Genomic DNA, 16936 nt, shown 5'->3' with positions numbered 1-16936 from the left:
CCTACCGTCAGGAATACCAAGACTCGCTACCCATGACATGTGTACTCTTATCGGGACTCCTCCTGCAGGTTCGACCCGGGGAATGGCGGTCTCAGGCGGACGTGTTCGAGGAGATCTTCTTCGTGTTCCTCGCGCTCGGGACGCTCGTGGGGATCGTCGTGGTCGCCTACACGCTTTACAACGCCTACAAGTACCGGGACAACGGCGAGCCCGAGGACGACGAAGAAAACCGACCGACTCTCGGTGAGCTCCCGACGGGAGACGACGGTGGAAAAGGAAAGAAGCTGTTCCTCTCGTTCGGCATCAGCGCCATCATCGTCATCAGTCTGGTCGTGTACGCGTACACCCTGTTGATCTACGTCGAATCGGGGCCTGACGTCGATCCCGAGGCCGAACTCGAGATAGACGTCGAAGGCTACCAGTTCGGTTGGGAGTTCGAGTATCCGAACGGGCACTCCGTGGACAACGAACTGCGAGTTCCGGCCGATCAGGTGGTGTACCTCCACGTGACATCACGGGACGTGTGGCACAACTTCGGCTCGCCGGAGTTACGCATCAAAACCGACTCCATCCCCGGCGAAACCTCCACGACCTGGTTCCTCGAGGAGGAAACGGGAACGTACACCGCCGAATGCTTCGAGCTGTGCGGAAGCGGTCACTCGTACATGAAAGCAGACATTATCGTAATGGAACCTGGCGAGTTCGAGGAGTGGTACGAAGGAACGGATCCGGAAGCTGACGAAAACGGCGGAGAAAACGCCGAAACTGACGACGCCGATGACGCCGAAACTGACGACGCCGAAACTGACGACGCCGACGACTCGGACGCTGACGATACGTCGTCTTCGCTGACCGGCCCGGCTCTCGGAGCCGTCGTCTCCTCCGGAGGTGTCGCTGCATGAGCGGCGCCCACGCCGGGGACGAACACGGATCGCCCGCCCCCGTCGAATCCGAAGGAGAAGACGACGATCACAGCCACCACCTCCCTCCGAAATCGACGCTGAAACGGTGGTTCGTCACGACGAACCACAAGGACGTCGGCATCCTCTACACCCTGACTGCGCTGTTCTTTCTGCTTTTCGGCGGCATGCTCGCGCTGCTCATCCGGATGCAGATGTGGGTGCCCGGCGACCAGGTCCTGACGGGGCTCGCGTACAACGAGGCGGTGACCGCCCACGGCCTGTTGATGGTGTTTTGGTTCCTCTCGCCGCTGGCGTTCGGCTTCGCGAACTACTTCGTCCCCCTGCAGATCGGCGCGGAGGACCTGGCGTTCCCCCGGCTCAACGCGCTATCGTACTGGCTGTACCTCCTCTCGGGGGTCCTGTTTGCGATCTCGTTTTTCCAGGGCGGAACGCTGGACGCCGGCTGGACGATCTACGCGCCGCTGAATCTGCCGGCGTACACGCCCAGCATCGGCTCGACGGGGGCGATCCTCGCGCTCGGCATGTTCCTCACCGCCTCGACCGCCTCGACGATGAACTTCCTCGTGACGATCCATCACTCGCGGGCGGAGGGGATGGGGCTGTGGGACATGCCGATGTTCACCTGGACGATCCTGCTTACTGTCTGGATGATGTTGTTCGCCTTCGCGACGCTGCTGGCGGCGGCGCTGATCTTGCTTTCCGACCGGATCTTCGGCAGCGTCTACTTCTCCGCGACCGAGGGAGGGTCGTTACTGTGGGGGCATCTGTTCTGGTTCTTCGGCCATCCGGAGGTGTACATCGTCTTCTTCCCTGCGCTGGGGGTGATGCTGGAACTGTTCCAGACGTTCGCCGGCAAGCGTCTCGTCGGCCGCAAGTGGGTGATCATCGCGATGTGTCTGATCGCGATCCAGTCGTTCCTGGTGTGGATGCATCACATGTTCCTCACGACGATCAACCTCGAGATCAAGACGCTGATGATGGCGACCACCATCGGCATCTCGCTCCCGTTCGATCTGCTCGTGTTCGCGCTTATCTACACCCTGATCAAGGGACGTGTCCGGTTTACTACGCCGTTTTTGTTCGCGTTCGGGGCGCTGCTTCTGTTCATCCTCGGTGGGATCACCGGGGTTTTCCTCGGTGCGATTGTGCTCGACTACGAGTTCCGGGGCACCTACTGGGTCGTCGCGCACTTCCATTACGTGATGTTCGGCGGCGCGACCGCCCTCTTCGGCGGGCTCTACTACTGGTTCCCGAAAATGACCGGGAAAATGTACGACGAGCTCCTCGGAAAGCTCCACTTCGCGATCTTCTTCGTCTCCTTCAACGTCGTCTACTTCTCGATGTTCCTCGCCTGGGAGACGCCCCGCCGCGTCTTCGAGTACAACGTCGACTTCATAACGTTCCATCAGTTCGGGACGATCGGTGCGTTCCTGCTGGGTGGATCGTTCTTCATCATGTTCTACAACTTCTTCAAGAGCTACGTTTCCGGCCCGGACGCGGCCGACAATCCCTGGCGGTACACCCGGACTGCCGAGTGGGCGGTTCCCTCTCCGCCGCCGCTGGAAAACTGGTCCGGGCGCCCCAGCTACGCCTCCGGAAGGCTCGAGTTCGTCTCCGACGCGGTGCCCGACGGCGGACACGCGGGTTCGACCGACTCGATAAACGCCAGTCCGGGGGACCACGCCTCTCACGCCAGCATCTGGCCGTTCTGGATCAGCGTCGGGCTGTTCGTGTTCTTCCTCGGACTGTCGGGGCTGGCCGACCAGATCACACTCGAGGCGGGCGCAAGCAGTATCGACGGCTACTTCTACCCGATCACGACCGCCGTCGGGCTCGCGGGGCTCATCTACGCGTGTGTCAAGTTCGGCCTCGAAGACTTCTTCGCGCCCGCAAGCGAGGTCGCCGAGCGGTGGCCCTTCGAGGGGATCGAGAAGAACAAACTCGGCGTGTGGTTCTTCCTCGCCTCCGACGTGATGGTGTTCGGTGCGTTCCTCTCGGCGGCGGTGTTCATCCGCGTCAACGCCGGCTGGACCGCCTGGGAGCCGATCCCCGACGCCACCTTCGGCCTCATAAACACGTTCGTTCTGCTGACCTCCTCGTTTACGGTGATCCTTGCGCTCGTTGCCGCACAACGGGGGGACAGTCGCAAGCTCGTCGGCGCTCTCGGAGCGACGATGCTGCTCGGATTTACCTTCTTCGGCATCAAGCTGTTCGAGTGGTACGAGAAGATCTACATCGACGGGATCACTCTCAGCTCCAGCGTCCAGGCGTCGACGTACTACGTCACCACCGGCCTCCACGCCGTGCACGTCATCATCGGCCTGCTCATCGCCGCGTTCCTGATCGCCAGGGCCGCCAGGGGCGCCTACCTGGAGGACGAGCGGTCGATCGAGTACTTCGGGCTGTACTGGCACTTCGTCGATATCGTCTGGGTGTTCCTCTTCCCGCTGTTCTACCTGATGTGACGCCCCGAACGACGTCGGTGTGACGCCCCGAACGACGTCGGTGTGACGCCCCGAACCACTTTTCCGGTCGGACGCGAACAGTTGCATCGATGGACGTCTTTTCCCTGATGGTGATGCTGTCCGAACTGCATCCGGTGCTCCGCGGGGTCCTCATCGGCGTGTTCGGAATCGGGAGCTGGATCGTCGGATTGGCGATCGCGTATCTCCTGTACCGTCGATATCGTGGATGAGCTGTTGTCGACGAGGTGACTGTAAAGGGCTACCCCCCACATTGGGGGAAGATATAAGTTCACACGGTCCCCCGGTTCGGACGCCAATGACGTCGGTACGACAGTACACACTCGTCTACGTGCTTCTCCTCGTGCTTGCTGCCTCGAAGTGGCTGTTCTTCAATCTCCCGGGGTTCGACTACTGGACCGCGATCGGCGCCACGATGGTCGCGGCGTTCCTCAAAACCGGCCTGATCGTCGGTTACTACCAGCATCTCAAACAGGAGCCGCGGTCGCTTACGTATCTGATGCTTTTGAGTGCCGCCCTCGTCGCACTGCTCGGCGTCGCTGCGTCGTTCTCGATCACGTAGCGGCTCCGGAGGCTCCGATCGACCGCGACCGACCGGTTGCGAACCGCCGAGTTCTTTTCGCGCCTCGTCGATAGCGAGCACATGGATCTCGACCGAGCCCGCGAGGACCTTCTCGTCGCGGGAGTCGCCGCGGCCTGTGCAGTCGCGCTCACGCTGGGGTTCGAATACGCGCTTTCGACCCCGATACCGCTCCAGTACCGTCTGACACCGCTTTTGGTGTACGTACTCTATGTGTTTTCCAGGAAGGGTGGACCGTACGGCCGATACGACACTCCGAAAACGTGGGCAATTCTCGCGGTTCTGGTGTCGGTCGTGACCGCCGTCGTCGTGGCGTGACTGGCCATCGATCTGGTCTACAGACAAAAGCAGACCGAGTGCCTCGGGGTCGTCCGAAAATCGAAGACTTTCGTGATCACGAGAATCGAAGATTCTCGAACGACTTGACCCCGAGGTACTCCACGACTCGTGCAACCGCTATACGATCCTCACAGACGGTCACCGTCGACCGGAACCACCCCGGCCACCGTGTATCCGAACCCCGTATCGAGTACCGACGGTTCGAAACCGGCAGCCGAGAGTTCGTCGGCCAGTTCCGCGGGCGTATAAAAGCGGGAGCGCATACCGACGGCGTGCTCGCCGGCGACCAGCAGTCGTCCGAGAGGGTGGGACGGATCGAACTCCCGGATCACGAGCACACCCCCCGGTGCGAGCACCCTGAACGCCTCCCGTAGTACTACTGGCCGGTCGGGAACGTGATGGAGTGCGTCGACCAGAAGCGCCGCGTCGAAGGCGGCGTCCGCAAACGGAAGCCGCCTCGCGTCGGTCAACACCCCGTGGACGTTCTCGCCGCCGATACGTCGGAGCATCCCCGCGGAGGCGTCGGCGACAACTCGCTCGGGGCCGCGGATCGACGCGATCGCCCGTCCGGTTCCTCCACCGACGTCGAGGACTCGATCGATCGGCCGGTCGGCCATCGCGAGCCCCGCCGACAGGTCCTCGACGGACGCCGGCGGCATCACGGCGTCGTACACGTGCGAGACGAGATCGAAAAAACGGACGTCGCCGGGGCCGAACATGGTTCCATCTACGATCCAGGGACGCATAAAGGATGTATCGTCCCAGTACTTGCGACACACACCGTGATTGCGAGAGGCAGACCGTACTTAAGAGAGCGGATCCTACCGAATGCGTGAAGTTCGAACTGCTCGGCTGGCCGCCGTCGGGGCCCACCCTCAGGCTCGATTTCCGAACGTTCAGCTACGCCGGCAAGTTCGTCATGACCACCACCGGTAAGGCCGTGATCCGCGGTGACACCGAAATCGAGGGCGCGGCAAAAGCGGAAGCTGACGCCGAGGATCTCCCCGACGGAGTCGATCCGTCGGCGTTCGAGGACGACGTCCTGGCAGCGGTGGCGTTCAACGAGGACCGAACAGATCCCGGAACCCTCTGGCTTCGGTACGTCACGGTCCACGCCGACCACCGGGGACGGGGACTGGGTCCCCGTCTCCTCGGGTTCGTCGCCAGAAGGGCCGAGATCCGGGGATACGAGCGCTGTCGAATCGCCGTCAACAACCCGTTCGCCTACGAGGCGGCCTACAGGGCGGGGTTCGCGTACACCGGTCGACGAACGGGGATCGCGGAGCTGGTTCTCGAACGCCCCGGCAGCGCCGATCCGGGAACCTACGAGAACGGTCTGAGACAGTTTCTGGACCGAGAGCTCTCGGTGGCCGAACGCGAGTTCCTCGACCGAAAGTTCGATTCCGAACCGCCAGAAACGATCGATCCGCCACCGTGACCCCTTCGACACTCCCTGCGAGAGCAAAACCCGCACAACCGTTATACGGTACAGGGGCGTACTCGCGCCCATGAGCGCCGACAGGGTCGTGCTCGAACGGGCCCTCGAACGTGGCGAACGGGAGGGCGGACACGTCGAGTTCAAAGAGCGCCTCTCCCGGGAGATCCACCTCGCGGACGGTCGCCTCCAGAGCCTCGCCGCCCAGCTCCGGCACCGCGTACTGTCGGGCAACGGCGAGGCGACCTACGTTGTGGGCGTCACCGACGACGGGGGGATCGCCGGGATCTCGCCGGACGCGTTCTCCGAGACGATGGACGTGCTGTCGTTGCTCTGTGAGGAGGCCGACGCACACATCGCCGATGTCGAGACATGGAGTGCGGGAAAACGAGGGAACGGCTCCGAGGAGGGGCTGGTGGGGGTGGCGACGATCCGGGACGGCGGAATGCTGGCCTCCGATGACGATCACATCGTGGTGGGGACGGCCGGCCACGTCGATCACGGCAAGTCCACGCTCGTGGGATCGCTGGTTACGGGCCGACCTGACGACGGTAACGGCGACACCAGGTCGTATCTCGACGTCCAGCCACACGAGGTCGAGCGGGGGCTCTCTGCGGATCTCTCGTACGGGGTGTACGGCTTCGACGACGAGGGGCCCGTCCGTCTGGAGAACCCCCACCGGAAGCAGGATCGGGCCCGGGTCGTCGAGGAGGCCGACCGGCTCGTCTCCTTCGTGGACACCGTCGGTCACGAGCCGTGGCTCCGGACCACGATCCGAGGACTCGTCGGACAGAAGCTCGATTACGGACTGTTGACCGTCGCTGCCGACGACGGTCCGACGAAGACCACCCGGGAGCATCTGGGGATCCTGCTGGCGACCGATCTCCCCACGATCGTCGCGCTCACCAAGGTCGATCTCGTGGACGAACAGCGGCTGCTGGAGGTCGAACGCGACGTCGAGTCGATGCTCCGGGACGCCGGGCGGACGCCCCTGCTTTTGGCCCGCCACGGCGTCACGACGGCCGTCGACGAGATCGGCGACGGCGTCGTGCCGATCCTCCGGACGTCGGCCGTGAGCGAACAGGGACTGGAAACGCTGGATCGACTGTTCGAACAGCTTCCGAACCGCAACGAGGAAAAGCGAGAGGCCTTCCGGATGTACGTCGATCGGACGTACGGCGTCACCGGCGTCGGCGCAGTCGCCTCCGGAACGGTCAACTCGGGGACAGTCGAGGCGGGAGACCAACTCCTCCTGGGCCCGATGCCGGACGGAACGTTCCGCGACGTCGAGGTCCGGTCGATCGAGATGCACTACCACCGGGTCGACGAGGCGCGCGCTGGTCGGATCGTCGGGATCGCACTTACAGGGGTGAGCGAACCCGAGATCGAACGCGGGATGGCGCTGCTCCCCAGGGACGCCGATCCAACCCCGGTACGGGAGTTCGAGGCGGAAGTGATGGTGCTGAACCATCCTACGCGGATCCAGGACGGCTACGAACCGGTCGTCCACCTCGAGACCGTCTCGGAGGCGGCTTCGTTCCATCCCGACGACGGACGCCTGCTTCCAGGTGACACCGGGACGGCTCGGATTCGATTCAAGTTCAGGCCGTACCTCGTCGAGGAGGGACAGAAGTTCGTCTTTCGGGAGGGACAGAGCAAGGGCGTCGGTACTGTAACTGATCTTACACCAGGAGCAGAAAACGACGACTGAGACCGAACGGGAGTGCCCTCGCTCGCTCGGTACATTTATGTCCGATTCGCTTCAGATCCCTGTATGGACGTACGGCACGGGGTGTGGCGTATCTACCGCGAATCCATCGCCATCCTCCTCGTGAGCCTTCTGGGGGGTGTGTTCGCAGGGTCGGTTCTGGGGACCGAGGGGATGATCGACGGGTTCGAGCGCTATCCTGGGCTGTTACTGCTGTTACCCGCGTTTCTGGCCACCCGTGGTAACGTCTACGGCGCGCTGGGAGCGCGGATCTCCTCCGGGCTCCACCAGGGGCTCATCGAACCACGGTTCCAGCGCGACCGGCGGCTACTGGCCGCGGTGATCGCCTCGTTTATCAACGGGATCGGAATCTCCGTATTCATCGGCTTCCTGTCGTGGGGGCTGTTACAGCTCGTTCCGGGACGGGATCCCGCACGGCTCGTCGAACTCGTCGGTATCATGCTCATCTCCGGGGTGTTGACGTCGATCGTTCTCATCGGTGGACTGCTGGTGCTGGTGTTCGCCGGCTACAAACACGGTCTCGATCCCGACAACCTGATCGGACCGATCGTCACCACACTGGGTGACATCTTCGGCGTCGTCTTCCTGTTCGTCGCGATCACGGTCGTAGGGGTGGTCGTGTAATGGTGTCGATCCCCGGTGACTCGCTGGATAGCTGGACCGTGAAAAGCATCGTCGGAACGATGTTCCCGATTCTGGTGGTGCTGTCGATCCTCGAGATGGGATCGGGGTTTGTCCTCGAGACGCTCGAGGAGACGTATCTCGGCAACCCGACGCTTCTGGTGCTCGTCCCTGTGATGATCGACATGGGAGGGAACCTCGGGGCGATCCTCTCCTCGCGGCTCTCGACCCGGCTGCATCTGGGACTGCTCGAGTTCGATCCCCGGGATACAGTCCTGTGGACGAACATCCTCGCGATCCTCGCGCTCGCTGGAACGATCTTCACGATCCTCGGGTTCGTCGCCTACGGGGTCGGCCACCTGATAACCGGTGAGCCGATGGCACTTTGGGACCTGCTCGTCATCTCGGTCGTCAGCGGGATGATCCTCGCGGTTGTCGCGATCGTGCTGTCGATCGCGGCGACGTACGTCTCCTACAAACAGGGATTGGACCCGGACGACACGACGATCCCGGTGGTGACGAACGTCTGTGACATCCTCGGCGTGATCATCCTGTCGGTCGTCGCCATCGCTGTGCTCGGCGGCCCGCCGCTTCACGTCGTGCTGTTGGAAGAACTCGGCGCTGTGCTCATTCTGTTGTGAAAGTAGTTTATCGAACCCGGACCAGTCCGGGCTAGGTCGCCAGTTCGGCGAACTCCACCGCTGAGGTTCGGGTACCCTTCGTGATCACGACGTCCCCGGGACGAAGGGCAGTATTCATGTCGGGACCGACGATCCAACCCTCCTCGGGACGTCGGATCGCGATGACGCTCGTCGAAATGTCTGTGTCGGGAACCCCCTCCGTGACGTCCGTCCCGTCGAGGGCGCTCCCGGCGGCGATCGTCGTTCGAGTGATGATCTCGTCGGATTCCCGTACCGCGAGCTCGACGACCGGGTGGACGTCCAGGTCCCGGAGCACCCCTTCGGTGATCTCCAGAGCCGCGTCGGACACCTCCTCGGTCGCGACGCCGAGATGGATGAGCCCGCGCAGGGCGACGGGATCCTCGGCGTTTTTCGCCGCCTGGAGCGTCCACGCCTCGAACCGCGACTGCAGCGCGTCCACCTCGACCTCGAGGTTCGACACCTCTTCGGCCAGTTCCTCGTTGTCGAAGAGCACGCTCCCGTAGGCCAGATCGACCGCCAGTTCCGAGAGGTTCTTCATCAGTACGATCGAGTCGACCGCTCGCTCCAGGTCGTCGATGTCGGACTCGACGGGCGGTTCGACCTCGTAGGGGTCACCGGTTGCCCGCTCGTACACCTCCTCGATGTTGGGTTCCGGGCCCCGGAGGATGGTGACGTCGCCGTCTTCGAGAACGGTCTCCGGGCCGGGGTTGAGGATCCAGTCGTCGTCGCGCCGGATCGCGATCACCCGGACGCCGGTCTCCGACTCGAGGTTGATGTCCAAAAGCGTTCGGCCGGCGTACGGTGAGTCCGGCGCGATCGTGCCGCGAACCAGCACTTCGACCGCCTCCGAGAGCGCACCCCGCATCGCATCCGGGAGCCCGATGTCCTCGAGGACGATCTTCGCGATGTCGCCGGCGGCGTCGGATACCTTGTCCGCGCCCGCCACGATCCCGAGGACGGGAGCCAGCTGTTCGGCCTCGGAGGGGTTCCGGGCCGCGAGGATGAGACTCATCCGGGCGCGCATCTGGAGGACGTCCATGCGGTGTTCGAGTTCGAGAACCTCCCGGGCGATGTTCTCGCTTTGATGGAGGACAGCCGAGTACGCCAGATCGATGAGCAGCTCCGAGGTGTCCTTCATCTCGACCAGAAGCTCCTTCACACTGGTGGGTTCGTACTCCACCGGTTCGGCCGGGTCTCGGCCCCCGAACAAGTTCATGAACGATACGTTCCGTGGAAGCGATAAAAGGGTTATTACGCACCTGCGGTCATCGGCGCGTCTTCAGTCGATAAGTCGGCACCGCTGATTTCTCCCCGGGCTCGATGCGGTCTGCCAGATCCAGCCGGACCGCCCACTCGAGGAGCAGTCCGGTTCGTTCCCGCCAATATTCGTCGTGGTGGACGCGCCGGTGACGCTCCCAGGTCGGCTCGCAGTGGGTAATTCGCTCGGCGATCTCTGCGGCAGTCAAGGGGCGATCCGCCGAGGAAACCACAGTCAGCGCCTCCTCGGCAGCGTACACCCGCCGTCGAAACGGTCGGTCGAGGGTTTCCGAAGTTTCCTCGCGGCGCGTTCGGCGATAGCCTCGGGCGGTACGTTCGACCAGTCCGAGCGCCCGGAGAAACGCGAGCCACGCCCCGGCTTCCGTTTCGTCGATGTCCAGTCGCTCACGGAGCCGACGCTTACAGTCCGGTTCGGACGCCGGGACCAGCGGTATCGCACGGCGGACGTCCTCGAGCGACGATCGCTCGGGCACCGTCGGGACGGGCTTGAACCGCATCGGGTCAGTTCGGGGTCGTATGTCCGAACGACTCCGCGAGCAGTTCCTCGTCTGTTTCGCCGTAGACGTACGTCGGCCCGTCCTGGACGTCGATCGTGACTACGGCGGGCGCAAACACCGACGCGTCGACCTCGTAGAGATCCCAGTCGACCGCCTCGAACACCTCCACGAACGGCGTGTCGTGCTCTTCGCGGGCGCTGGAGGGAACCTCCTCGAACCGATCGAACTCTTCGGCGACCTGGAGGTACACCTCCCCACCGTAGGCGACCGCGTCGTTGGTCCGCCCCATCGCCACGGATTCGTCGTACGAGACCGGCGCGACCGGCGCGGAGCCAGTCGCCGTGATGACGTCCCGAGGGTCGTATCCCAGCTCCGAGAGCCGGAAGACGGCGAGCTCGGCCGCGCGCGCGGCGGCCGTCACGCTGCCGACGGTCGAGCCGAGTGCGAAGGTGGGCAGGAACACCCCAGACGGTTCGACGCCCGCCAGGTCCGCGACGTGTTCGGCGATGTCGTCGCCTGGGAGATCGATCGCCTCCACCGCCAGCACGGTGAGGTCGAACTCGTCGAAGTAGCCGACCCGCTGGAACTCCGACTCCTCTCCGACGAGCGCCCGCGCGGGACCGGAGCCGAGCCCGTTGAACCCCTCGACGTCGATCTCCCAGCCCGCTTTCTGGGAGCACAACAGCGCGATTGCAGGGTGATCGCTCGACAGCTCGACGTACGGCGTCGGTGCGCCCGCCACGCGGTCCATCCGCGTTTGAACCGTCGCCAGCCCCGCGGTCTGTATCTCCGACAGCAACAGCCCCGCTTCGAGCCCGGCGTCGACATCGACACCGAAGTCGAGCACGGTCGCCCCACAGCCGAGTTCCCTCGCGACGATTCCCAGCTCCTCGGCGAAGTCCAGCGCCTCGTCCATCAGCTCGATGGCCGTCCGGTTGATGCTCTCCATAACCCCCCTTTCGAGCGCCATCCGGTAAGTGATTTCTCAGTCGCCGGCGCCCCCGAGGATTCAAACCGGACTACGAGCCACCCGGGCGTGCCGTGACAGAAAACCCACGCTTCACGAGACGCACCGGCCTCAAACTGCTCGCACCGCTTCTGGCGGGTGGCGGGACCACGCTGGCGGGGATCTACCGGAGCAGTCGCCCGGCGGTCGCAGTCAGCGATCCCGGTTCCTCCCGGTTCGAGGCCAAAGACGCCCCGACCGTCGAGCGCAACGACGGCCGCGTGAGCGCCGTGACCGTCGCCCCCGAAATCGACGTCGACTGGCGGAACTTCGGCGGCGGAGTGGCCGAGATCGGATTGACGCTGGGCGCCAGCGTCGACGGAAGGATGGACCTGCTGGCCGACGTGTCGGTCGCCCCCGACGAGCCGACTGAGGCTCCGATCGCGGACGTTGACGGGGAGTTCGACGACGTCGACGGGACGCTTGCATTCAGCTTCGAGACGATCGACGCGACGGCGGTCGGCGACGGTGTCACCACCGAGTCGTTCGGGGATCCGGAACTGGAGGCCGACGAAACCGCGACGACGACGGTCGAACTCTACGTCGGCGTCGAGATCACTGGTAACGAAGGCGAGTTCGAGGAGACTGTCGAAACCACAACGTTCGACGTCACCGTCCGGAACCCGGACGGCGAATCCGACGTCGGCGGGCAGGCGAATCCCGACGCCGGCTGAGAGGCGCCGGTGTACCGGGGCGCGGGAGCCGAGTTCGGGTGGTTTCGGAGGTCCAGCCGTCTCACCGGCAGTCCGATTTAAGACCTCCGCGGTAGATGTTGCAACTGTATGACACACCACGACCACGGAGACGGACACGGGCACGGCCACGGAGACGGACACGGACACGGGCACGGGCACGGACATGCACACGGGCACGCCCACGCGCACACTCACTGCCACAGTCACGAACACAGCCACGGCGGGCAGTCGCTGGAGTACGAGGTCGACTACCGGCTCTCGGACCGCGAGGAGAACATCCACCGGGTGTGGGACAACTCGCTGGATCCGATTTTGACCGTCGAGGACGGCGAAGTCGTCCGGTTCGAATGCCGCGACGCGGTAGACAGACAGGTCGACATCGAGTCCGACGTCGAGGACTTCGCGAACGTGAGTTTCGACCCGGTTCACCCCCTTACCGGGCCGGTCGCGATCGAGGGGGCCGAACCCGGCGACGTCCTCCAGGTAGAGCTTCTGGATCTCCAGCACAAGGGCTGGGGATACACCGGGTTCCTGCCCGGCGAGATGGGACTCGGATTGCTCCCCGAGGAGTTCCCCGACGCCGGTGTGCACTACTGGGACCTGGAGGGCGACGTCGGCCGGTTCGTAAACGGGATCGAGGTGCCACTGGATCCGTTCCCGGGCGTGATCGGCGTTGCCCCCGGCGAGGAGGGAGAACACGACACGCTGCCGCCCCGGTCGACCGGGGGCAACATGGACGTAAAGCACATGGCTGCCGGCTCCACCGTCTATCTCCCGGTCGAGGCGGACGGCGCGCTGTTTTCGGTCGGCGACTGTCACGCCGCCCAGGGCGACGGGGAGGTGTGCGTGACGGGGATCGAAGCGCCGATGTTCGTCACCGCACGGTTCACCCTCCGGACGGACATGTCGATCGAACAGCCGCAGTTCGAGACGTCCGGACCGTTCACGCCGACGGGTCACGACGAGCAGATGTACGCTACGACGGGGATCAGCGACGACCTGATGGACGCGACGAAGAAAGCGACGCTGCACATGATCGAGTATCTCGCCGGCGAGCGTGGACTCACCCGCGGGGAGGCGTACATCCTCTGTTCGGCGGCGATGGATCTCAAGATCAGCGAAGTCGTCGACGCGCCCAACTGGACTGTCACGGCGTACATCCCGGAGAGTATATTCCCGGAAACGGAGGACGAATAGGGCGAAAAGCTGCGTTAGCGACCGCCGTGGCCGCGGTCGTCATCGTCGTCGTGATCTGGCCCGCGGTCGTCGGCGCCGCCGCCATCGTGGCCGGGGCCGCGGTCGCCGTCACCGGGCGGGCCGTGTGACATCCCGTCGGGCGGACCTGGCCGGTCACCGGCGTGGGGGCCGGCGATTTCGCGTGCAGTCTCGGCGACGTTGGCTCCACCGAGTTCGCCTGCGCGATCCCGAAGCTCATCGATTTTCGCCACGTCGACCCCCTGCTCTTCGAGCGTCTCCTCGGGGATGTCCGCAGCCGTCGCGTTGGCGTCAGCCAGTGCCCGTTCGAGGCTCCGCGTTTCAGCGTACATCGTTGCCATCCGGGCGTTGTGCATCCCGTGTGAGAGGTCGCTTCGATGACGCTGGTCTGCGATCGAGGCGTTGCGGTTTTCCATCTCCTCGATCTGTGCTTCGGTCCGCTGGATCAGCGAGGCGATCAGCTGGGCGCGTTCCTCGTCGGTGTCGGCGGCGGCCATCGCTGCGGCGAAGGCGCGGCGGTCGAGTTCACCTTTGAACTCCGCGGCGCCGACGCCGACGACACCGCCGAACTGCTCGCCTGGCGCGACGGAGTCGTTCCTCGCGTCGCCGTCGGCACCGTCGTCCGCGTCGCCGTCGTTCGTGTCGGTACCGTCTTCGTCGTCACCAGGAGTGTCGTCGGCCTGGAACTGGCCGACGACTGGAACGTCGCCGTCCAGCACAGTCCGATCCTCGGCGTCCAGCGCCGCACCTCCCGTCGCACCGAACGCCGACGTCACCATCACGATCGCCATCGCGATCGCCACGATCTGATTCATGTTCGCCACATAGCGAGCCCATCGCTTATACGTTCGACATACTCGCCCGGAATCAGCCCGAATTAAGCCGAGTTAAGCGAACGACATCGCGGTACTGCATCCGGGTCGGTGTCAGGGGCGAACCCCGCACCGCAGGAGCTAAGTTCCGACCCCCGGAAGCATCGTGCATGGCAGAACACACAGCGTCGACCGATATGGGACTAGGACTCATGCTCGCGCTGTCGGCGGTCGCGATCGTCGGCGCCGTCGTCCTGTACGGCGGACCGACTCAGCTCGACCGGGCCTGGGGGTTCCTCGTGGCGATCGTCGCCGCGTCGCTTGCCGTAAGCGCCATCCACCTCTTCGACGGCTGAATCGACACTGTTCCACGCGGCGCCGGACCGTCCGATCGGCGAAGAAATCGTTAAGGCTCACAATCCCCTACCTACAGTGAAGATGACCGAGCTGACCGACGAGGAACAACGGATCCTCGCGTACCTCTACGACAGCGTCTCGCGCGGACAGCGGTACTTCCGCGCGAAGACCATCGCGGAGGCGATCGGACTCTCCTCGAAACAGGTCGGCGCGCGTCTACCCCAGCTCGCAGAGAAGTCCGAGGACGTCGAGATCGAAAAGTGGGGTCGTGCCCGATCGACGACCTGGCGCGTGACTCCCGAGTGAGGAAAAGACCGTTCGTGTGGAGCATCTACGTTTAAGTAGCCCGAACGGGTCGTTTTATATATGGATATCGCTGGATACGAGTTCAAGGGACCGTTCACCGACGTGTCGAAGGTACCGCTCGACCGCCGAGGCGTCTACGTCGTCGTCTGTCTCGTCGACGGTGAGGTCGACTGTTATCTGGACGTCGGGGAGTCCGAACAAGTCGGCGAACGCCTGCGAACGCACAACAGGAGCGGCTGCTGGGAGGAGCACGCCCACGGAGAGATCGCCTACTGCTACCGGCTGACCTCCGGGACGTGGGATCGGGACCTCGAAGTCAATCCACTCCAGCACGTCCGGAGCCACAGCCGGTCGGAACAGTTCGGGATCGAAGGAGAACTGAAGTGGAAGCTGGACGTCGCCTGTGGCCCGAACCCGTGGAAAGAGATCGAGGAGTACTGGGAGATCTACCGGGAGTACGAAGAGCAGTTCGGTCCGAGGGCCGGCGCCGACGCGGAGTGAACATCTCGAGGGTACGTCCTCGAAACTGTCGACGCGAGCGCCACGTGACGGGGAATTGCCACCCCCTCTTGAATACCTGTTTTTGTCCCCCCGACGCTTTTCTTGAGTGGGAGCCTACCGTCGGACATGACCGTTCGCGTCTCCCGGACCTTCGAGTTCACTTCCGATCCCGACGATGTCTGGGCGTTCATCTCCGATCCAGACAAGCGCGCCGCCGCGATAAGCGTGGTCGACTCCTACGAAGTTCACGAGGACGGTTCGGCGACGTGGCACGTGGCGTTGCCGATCCCGGTGATCTCCTCGACGGTGACCGTCGAAACCGAGAACCTGCGGATGGAACCCCCGAACCGTGTGAAGTTCATCGGGCGGTCGAAAGCGCTCCGGGTGACCGGCGAACACGAGATCGAACCCACCGAAACCGGCTGTAATCTCCACAACGAGTTCATCGTCGAGGGGCGACTGCCCGGCGTCGAGCGGTTCTTCAAGCGGAACCTCGACGAGGAGCTGTCGAACCTGGAGCGGGCGCTGCGCGCCGAACTCGATCGAATCGAAGAGGTGGACCCGTGACAGTCTCGCTCGCGCTGTGTCAACTCGAAATCGAACCGGACGAGGTGGCCAGGAACCTCGAACGCGCCCTACAGCGCATCGAGGAGGCGGCGGCAAACGGTGCGGACGTCGTCGCGCTTCCGGAGCTTTTCGACGCGGGCTACTTCGCGTTCGACGCCTATCCGCGGGTCGCCCAGGGGCTCGAGGGGGCCCGGCTGGGCGAACTCGCCGACGCGGCTGCAGATCACGGGATCTGGTTGCTGTCGGGTAGCGTCGTCGAAGATCTCTCTGCCTCCGCCGAGTCCGGGGTGGACGTGCCGGCGACGGACGGCTACGCGAACACGGCGGTGCTCTTCGATCCGTCCGGGACCCGGCAACTCGTCTATCGGAAACACCACCTGTTCGGGTACGAGTCGGCGGAAACCCGCCTGTTGACGCCTGGAGAACGCATCGACACGGCCGATGTCGGCGGGTTCACCGTCGGCGTGACGACGTGTTACGACCTCCGGTTCCCGGAACTGTACCGGGAACTCGTCGATCTGGGCGCGACGCTCGTACTGGTTCCCAGCGCGTGGCCGTACCCCCGTGTCGAACACTGGAAGACGCTGTCGCGGGCCCGCGCTGTGGAGAACCTCGCGTACGTGGCCACGATCAACGGATCCGGAGAGTTCGAGGAGGCGACGCTTCTGGGTCGGTCGGCGGTGTATAACCCGTGGGGAACCACGGTAGCGGCCGCCGGCGACGAGCCGGCGACGGTGACCGCCGACGTCGACCCCCGCCGAGTGAGGGAGATCCGCGAGGAGTTCCCGTCCCTCCGGGATCGACGTCGGTGACTCGACACCGGTGATTCGGCGCCGGTGACCGACGCCGGAGCCGGTGGCTTTATGTCCGTGAGTCGGTTACGAACTGACGCCGACGATACGGCGCTTTTCTCGCCGTTGGAGTCGGCAC

The 16936-nt window shown here is 64.2% G+C and carries 21 protein-coding genes; 16 read left to right on the top strand and 5 right to left on the bottom strand.

Going from position 1 to position 16936, the window contains the following annotated elements:
* Positions 1-32 precede the first annotated feature (32 nt).
* The 5 genes from coxB to RH858_RS01225 all read left to right on the top strand — a co-directional run bounded on the left by coxB (position 33) and on the right by RH858_RS01225 (position 4304).
* Entirely contained in the window at positions 33-902 is an 870-nt protein-coding gene (coxB, locus tag RH858_RS01245) for a cytochrome c oxidase subunit II (protein WP_259533382.1), read from the top strand.
* Positions 899-3388, top strand: a complete 2490-nt coding sequence (locus RH858_RS01240; RefSeq protein WP_259533381.1) for a cbb3-type cytochrome c oxidase subunit I — start codon at positions 899-901, stop codon at positions 3386-3388. Before coxB ends, RH858_RS01240 begins: the two co-directional genes overlap by 4 nt.
* 89 nt (positions 3389-3477) lie before the next feature.
* Positions 3478-3618, top strand: coding sequence for a hypothetical protein (locus tag RH858_RS01235; protein WP_259533380.1), 141 nt, complete (start codon positions 3478-3480; stop codon positions 3616-3618).
* A gap of 86 nt (positions 3619-3704) precedes the next feature.
* Complete coding sequence (locus tag RH858_RS01230; protein ID WP_259533379.1) at positions 3705-3968, top strand: cytochrome C oxidase subunit IV family protein; 264 nt, start codon at positions 3705-3707, stop codon at positions 3966-3968.
* Positions 3969-4049: 81 nt separating this feature from the next.
* Positions 4050-4304, top strand: coding sequence for a hypothetical protein (locus tag RH858_RS01225; protein ID WP_259533378.1), 255 nt, complete (start codon positions 4050-4052; stop codon positions 4302-4304).
* 149 nt (positions 4305-4453) lie between these two features.
* On the opposite strand, the gene RH858_RS01220 is transcribed toward RH858_RS01225, so the two are convergent.
* Positions 4454-5044 carry a methyltransferase domain-containing protein gene (locus RH858_RS01220; protein ID WP_259533377.1) on the bottom strand — a complete coding sequence of 197 codons (591 nt, stop codon included), beginning with the start codon at positions 5042-5044 and terminating at the stop codon, positions 4454-4456.
* A gap of 113 nt (positions 5045-5157) precedes the next feature.
* On the opposite strand from RH858_RS01220, the gene RH858_RS01215 reads away from it, so the two are divergent.
* From RH858_RS01215 to RH858_RS01200, 4 genes are all read left to right on the top strand, one after another.
* Complete coding sequence (locus RH858_RS01215) at positions 5158-5763, top strand: GNAT family N-acetyltransferase (protein WP_310560971.1); 606 nt, start codon at positions 5158-5160, stop codon at positions 5761-5763.
* A 70-nt stretch (positions 5764-5833) separates the two neighbouring features.
* Positions 5834-7471 carry a GTPBP1 family GTP-binding protein gene (locus tag RH858_RS01210; RefSeq protein WP_259533374.1) on the top strand — a complete coding sequence of 546 codons (1638 nt, stop codon included), beginning with the start codon at positions 5834-5836 and terminating at the stop codon, positions 7469-7471.
* Between the two features lie 63 nt (positions 7472-7534).
* On the top strand, positions 7535-8113 hold the full coding sequence (locus RH858_RS01205; RefSeq protein WP_259533373.1) for a magnesium transporter: 579 nt from the start codon (positions 7535-7537) through the stop codon (positions 8111-8113).
* The gene (locus tag RH858_RS01200; protein ID WP_259533372.1) at positions 8113-8751 is read left to right on the top strand and encodes a magnesium transporter; all 639 of its coding nucleotides are present in this window, start codon (positions 8113-8115) and stop codon (positions 8749-8751) included. The genes RH858_RS01205 and RH858_RS01200 overlap by 1 nt, the downstream gene beginning before the upstream one ends.
* 31 nt (positions 8752-8782) lie before the next feature.
* Here RH858_RS01200 and RH858_RS01195 read toward each other — a convergent pair whose 3' ends face one another.
* Genes RH858_RS01195 through mch form a run of 3 tightly spaced genes read right to left on the bottom strand, consistent with a single transcriptional unit; the run spans position 8783 to position 11496 of the window.
* The gene (locus RH858_RS01195) at positions 8783-9988 is read right to left on the bottom strand and encodes a potassium channel family protein (protein ID WP_259533371.1); all 1206 of its coding nucleotides are present in this window, start codon (positions 9986-9988) and stop codon (positions 8783-8785) included.
* 49 nt (positions 9989-10037) lie between these two features.
* Positions 10038-10547 carry a hypothetical protein gene (locus tag RH858_RS01190; RefSeq protein ID WP_259533370.1) on the bottom strand — a complete coding sequence of 170 codons (510 nt, stop codon included), beginning with the start codon at positions 10545-10547 and terminating at the stop codon, positions 10038-10040.
* A gap of 4 nt (positions 10548-10551) precedes the next feature.
* Entirely contained in the window at positions 10552-11496 is a 945-nt protein-coding gene (mch, locus tag RH858_RS01185; protein ID WP_259533368.1) for a methenyltetrahydromethanopterin cyclohydrolase, read from the bottom strand.
* Positions 11497-11588: 92 nt separating this feature from the next.
* On the opposite strand from mch, the gene RH858_RS01180 reads away from it, so the two are divergent.
* Both RH858_RS01180 and RH858_RS01175 read left to right on the top strand, forming a co-directional pair.
* Positions 11589-12227: a hypothetical protein gene (locus RH858_RS01180; RefSeq protein WP_259533367.1), complete on the top strand. Its 639-nt coding sequence runs from the start codon at positions 11589-11591 to the stop codon at positions 12225-12227.
* 108 nt (positions 12228-12335) lie between these two features.
* On the top strand, positions 12336-13445 hold the full coding sequence (locus tag RH858_RS01175; RefSeq protein WP_310560970.1) for an acetamidase/formamidase family protein: 1110 nt from the start codon (positions 12336-12338) through the stop codon (positions 13443-13445).
* Positions 13446-13459: 14 nt separating this feature from the next.
* Here RH858_RS01175 and RH858_RS01170 read toward each other — a convergent pair whose 3' ends face one another.
* Positions 13460-14278 (bottom strand): hypothetical protein, encoded by an 819-nt coding sequence (locus RH858_RS01170; RefSeq protein ID WP_259533365.1) that lies wholly within the window; start codon positions 14276-14278, stop codon positions 13460-13462.
* Positions 14279-14445: 167 nt separating this feature from the next.
* Here RH858_RS01170 and RH858_RS01165 point away from each other — a divergent pair, with 167 nt between their 5' ends.
* The 5 genes from RH858_RS01165 (at position 14446) to RH858_RS01145 (ending at position 16818) form a co-directional block, all read left to right on the top strand.
* Complete coding sequence (locus RH858_RS01165) at positions 14446-14631, top strand: hypothetical protein (RefSeq protein WP_259536536.1); 186 nt, start codon at positions 14446-14448, stop codon at positions 14629-14631.
* Between the two features lie 82 nt (positions 14632-14713).
* Positions 14714-14938, top strand: coding sequence for a hypothetical protein (locus tag RH858_RS01160; RefSeq protein ID WP_259533364.1), 225 nt, complete (start codon positions 14714-14716; stop codon positions 14936-14938).
* A gap of 60 nt (positions 14939-14998) precedes the next feature.
* On the top strand, positions 14999-15439 hold the full coding sequence (locus tag RH858_RS01155) for a hypothetical protein (RefSeq protein ID WP_259533363.1): 441 nt from the start codon (positions 14999-15001) through the stop codon (positions 15437-15439).
* Positions 15440-15565: 126 nt separating this feature from the next.
* Positions 15566-16006 (top strand): SRPBCC family protein, encoded by a 441-nt coding sequence (locus RH858_RS01150; RefSeq protein ID WP_259533362.1) that lies wholly within the window; start codon positions 15566-15568, stop codon positions 16004-16006.
* Positions 16003-16818: a carbon-nitrogen family hydrolase gene (locus tag RH858_RS01145; protein WP_310560969.1), complete on the top strand. Its 816-nt coding sequence runs from the start codon at positions 16003-16005 to the stop codon at positions 16816-16818. The genes RH858_RS01150 and RH858_RS01145 overlap by 4 nt, the downstream gene beginning before the upstream one ends.
* Positions 16819-16936: the final 118 nt, after the last annotated feature.

Source organism: Halalkaliarchaeum sp. AArc-GB (assembly GCF_031432225.1).
GTDB lineage: Archaea > Halobacteriota > Halobacteria > Halobacteriales > Haloferacaceae > Halalkaliarchaeum.
The sequence above is the reverse complement of the archived record's forward strand: the minus strand, read 5'-3'. Positions and strand labels throughout refer to the sequence as shown.

Excerpts from the sequence above, each read along its gene's own strand:
- RH858_RS01190 (WP_259533370.1), bottom strand. The coding sequence starts at position 10,547 with ATGCGGTTCAAGCCCGTCCCGACGGTGCCCGAGCGATCGTCGCTCGAG.
- RH858_RS01225 (WP_259533378.1), top strand. The coding sequence starts at position 4,050 with ATGGATCTCGACCGAGCCCGCGAGGACCTTCTCGTCGCGGGAGTCGCC.
- RH858_RS01155 (WP_259533363.1), top strand. The coding sequence starts at position 14,999 with ATGGATATCGCTGGATACGAGTTCAAGGGACCGTTCACCGACGTGTCG.
- RH858_RS01200 (WP_259533372.1), top strand. The coding sequence starts at position 8,113 with ATGGTGTCGATCCCCGGTGACTCGCTGGATAGCTGGACCGTGAAAAGC.
- RH858_RS01205 (WP_259533373.1), top strand. The coding sequence starts at position 7,535 with ATGGACGTACGGCACGGGGTGTGGCGTATCTACCGCGAATCCATCGCC.
- RH858_RS01165 (WP_259536536.1), top strand. The coding sequence starts at position 14,446 with ATGGCAGAACACACAGCGTCGACCGATATGGGACTAGGACTCATGCTC.
- RH858_RS01175 (WP_310560970.1), top strand. The coding sequence starts at position 12,336 with ATGACACACCACGACCACGGAGACGGACACGGGCACGGCCACGGAGAC.
- mch (WP_259533368.1), bottom strand. The coding sequence starts at position 11,496 with ATGGAGAGCATCAACCGGACGGCCATCGAGCTGATGGACGAGGCGCTG.
- coxB (WP_259533382.1), top strand. The coding sequence starts at position 33 with ATGACATGTGTACTCTTATCGGGACTCCTCCTGCAGGTTCGACCCGGG.
- RH858_RS01160 (WP_259533364.1), top strand. The coding sequence starts at position 14,714 with ATGACCGAGCTGACCGACGAGGAACAACGGATCCTCGCGTACCTCTAC.
- RH858_RS01220 (WP_259533377.1), bottom strand. The coding sequence starts at position 5,044 with ATGTTCGGCCCCGGCGACGTCCGTTTTTTCGATCTCGTCTCGCACGTG.
- RH858_RS01150 (WP_259533362.1), top strand. The coding sequence starts at position 15,566 with ATGACCGTTCGCGTCTCCCGGACCTTCGAGTTCACTTCCGATCCCGAC.
- RH858_RS01210 (WP_259533374.1), top strand. The coding sequence starts at position 5,834 with ATGAGCGCCGACAGGGTCGTGCTCGAACGGGCCCTCGAACGTGGCGAA.
- RH858_RS01235 (WP_259533380.1), top strand. The coding sequence starts at position 3,478 with ATGGACGTCTTTTCCCTGATGGTGATGCTGTCCGAACTGCATCCGGTG.
- RH858_RS01195 (WP_259533371.1), bottom strand. The coding sequence starts at position 9,988 with ATGAACTTGTTCGGGGGCCGAGACCCGGCCGAACCGGTGGAGTACGAA.
- RH858_RS01170 (WP_259533365.1), bottom strand. The coding sequence starts at position 14,278 with ATGAATCAGATCGTGGCGATCGCGATGGCGATCGTGATGGTGACGTCG.
- RH858_RS01230 (WP_259533379.1), top strand. The coding sequence starts at position 3,705 with ATGACGTCGGTACGACAGTACACACTCGTCTACGTGCTTCTCCTCGTG.
- RH858_RS01240 (WP_259533381.1), top strand. The coding sequence starts at position 899 with ATGAGCGGCGCCCACGCCGGGGACGAACACGGATCGCCCGCCCCCGTC.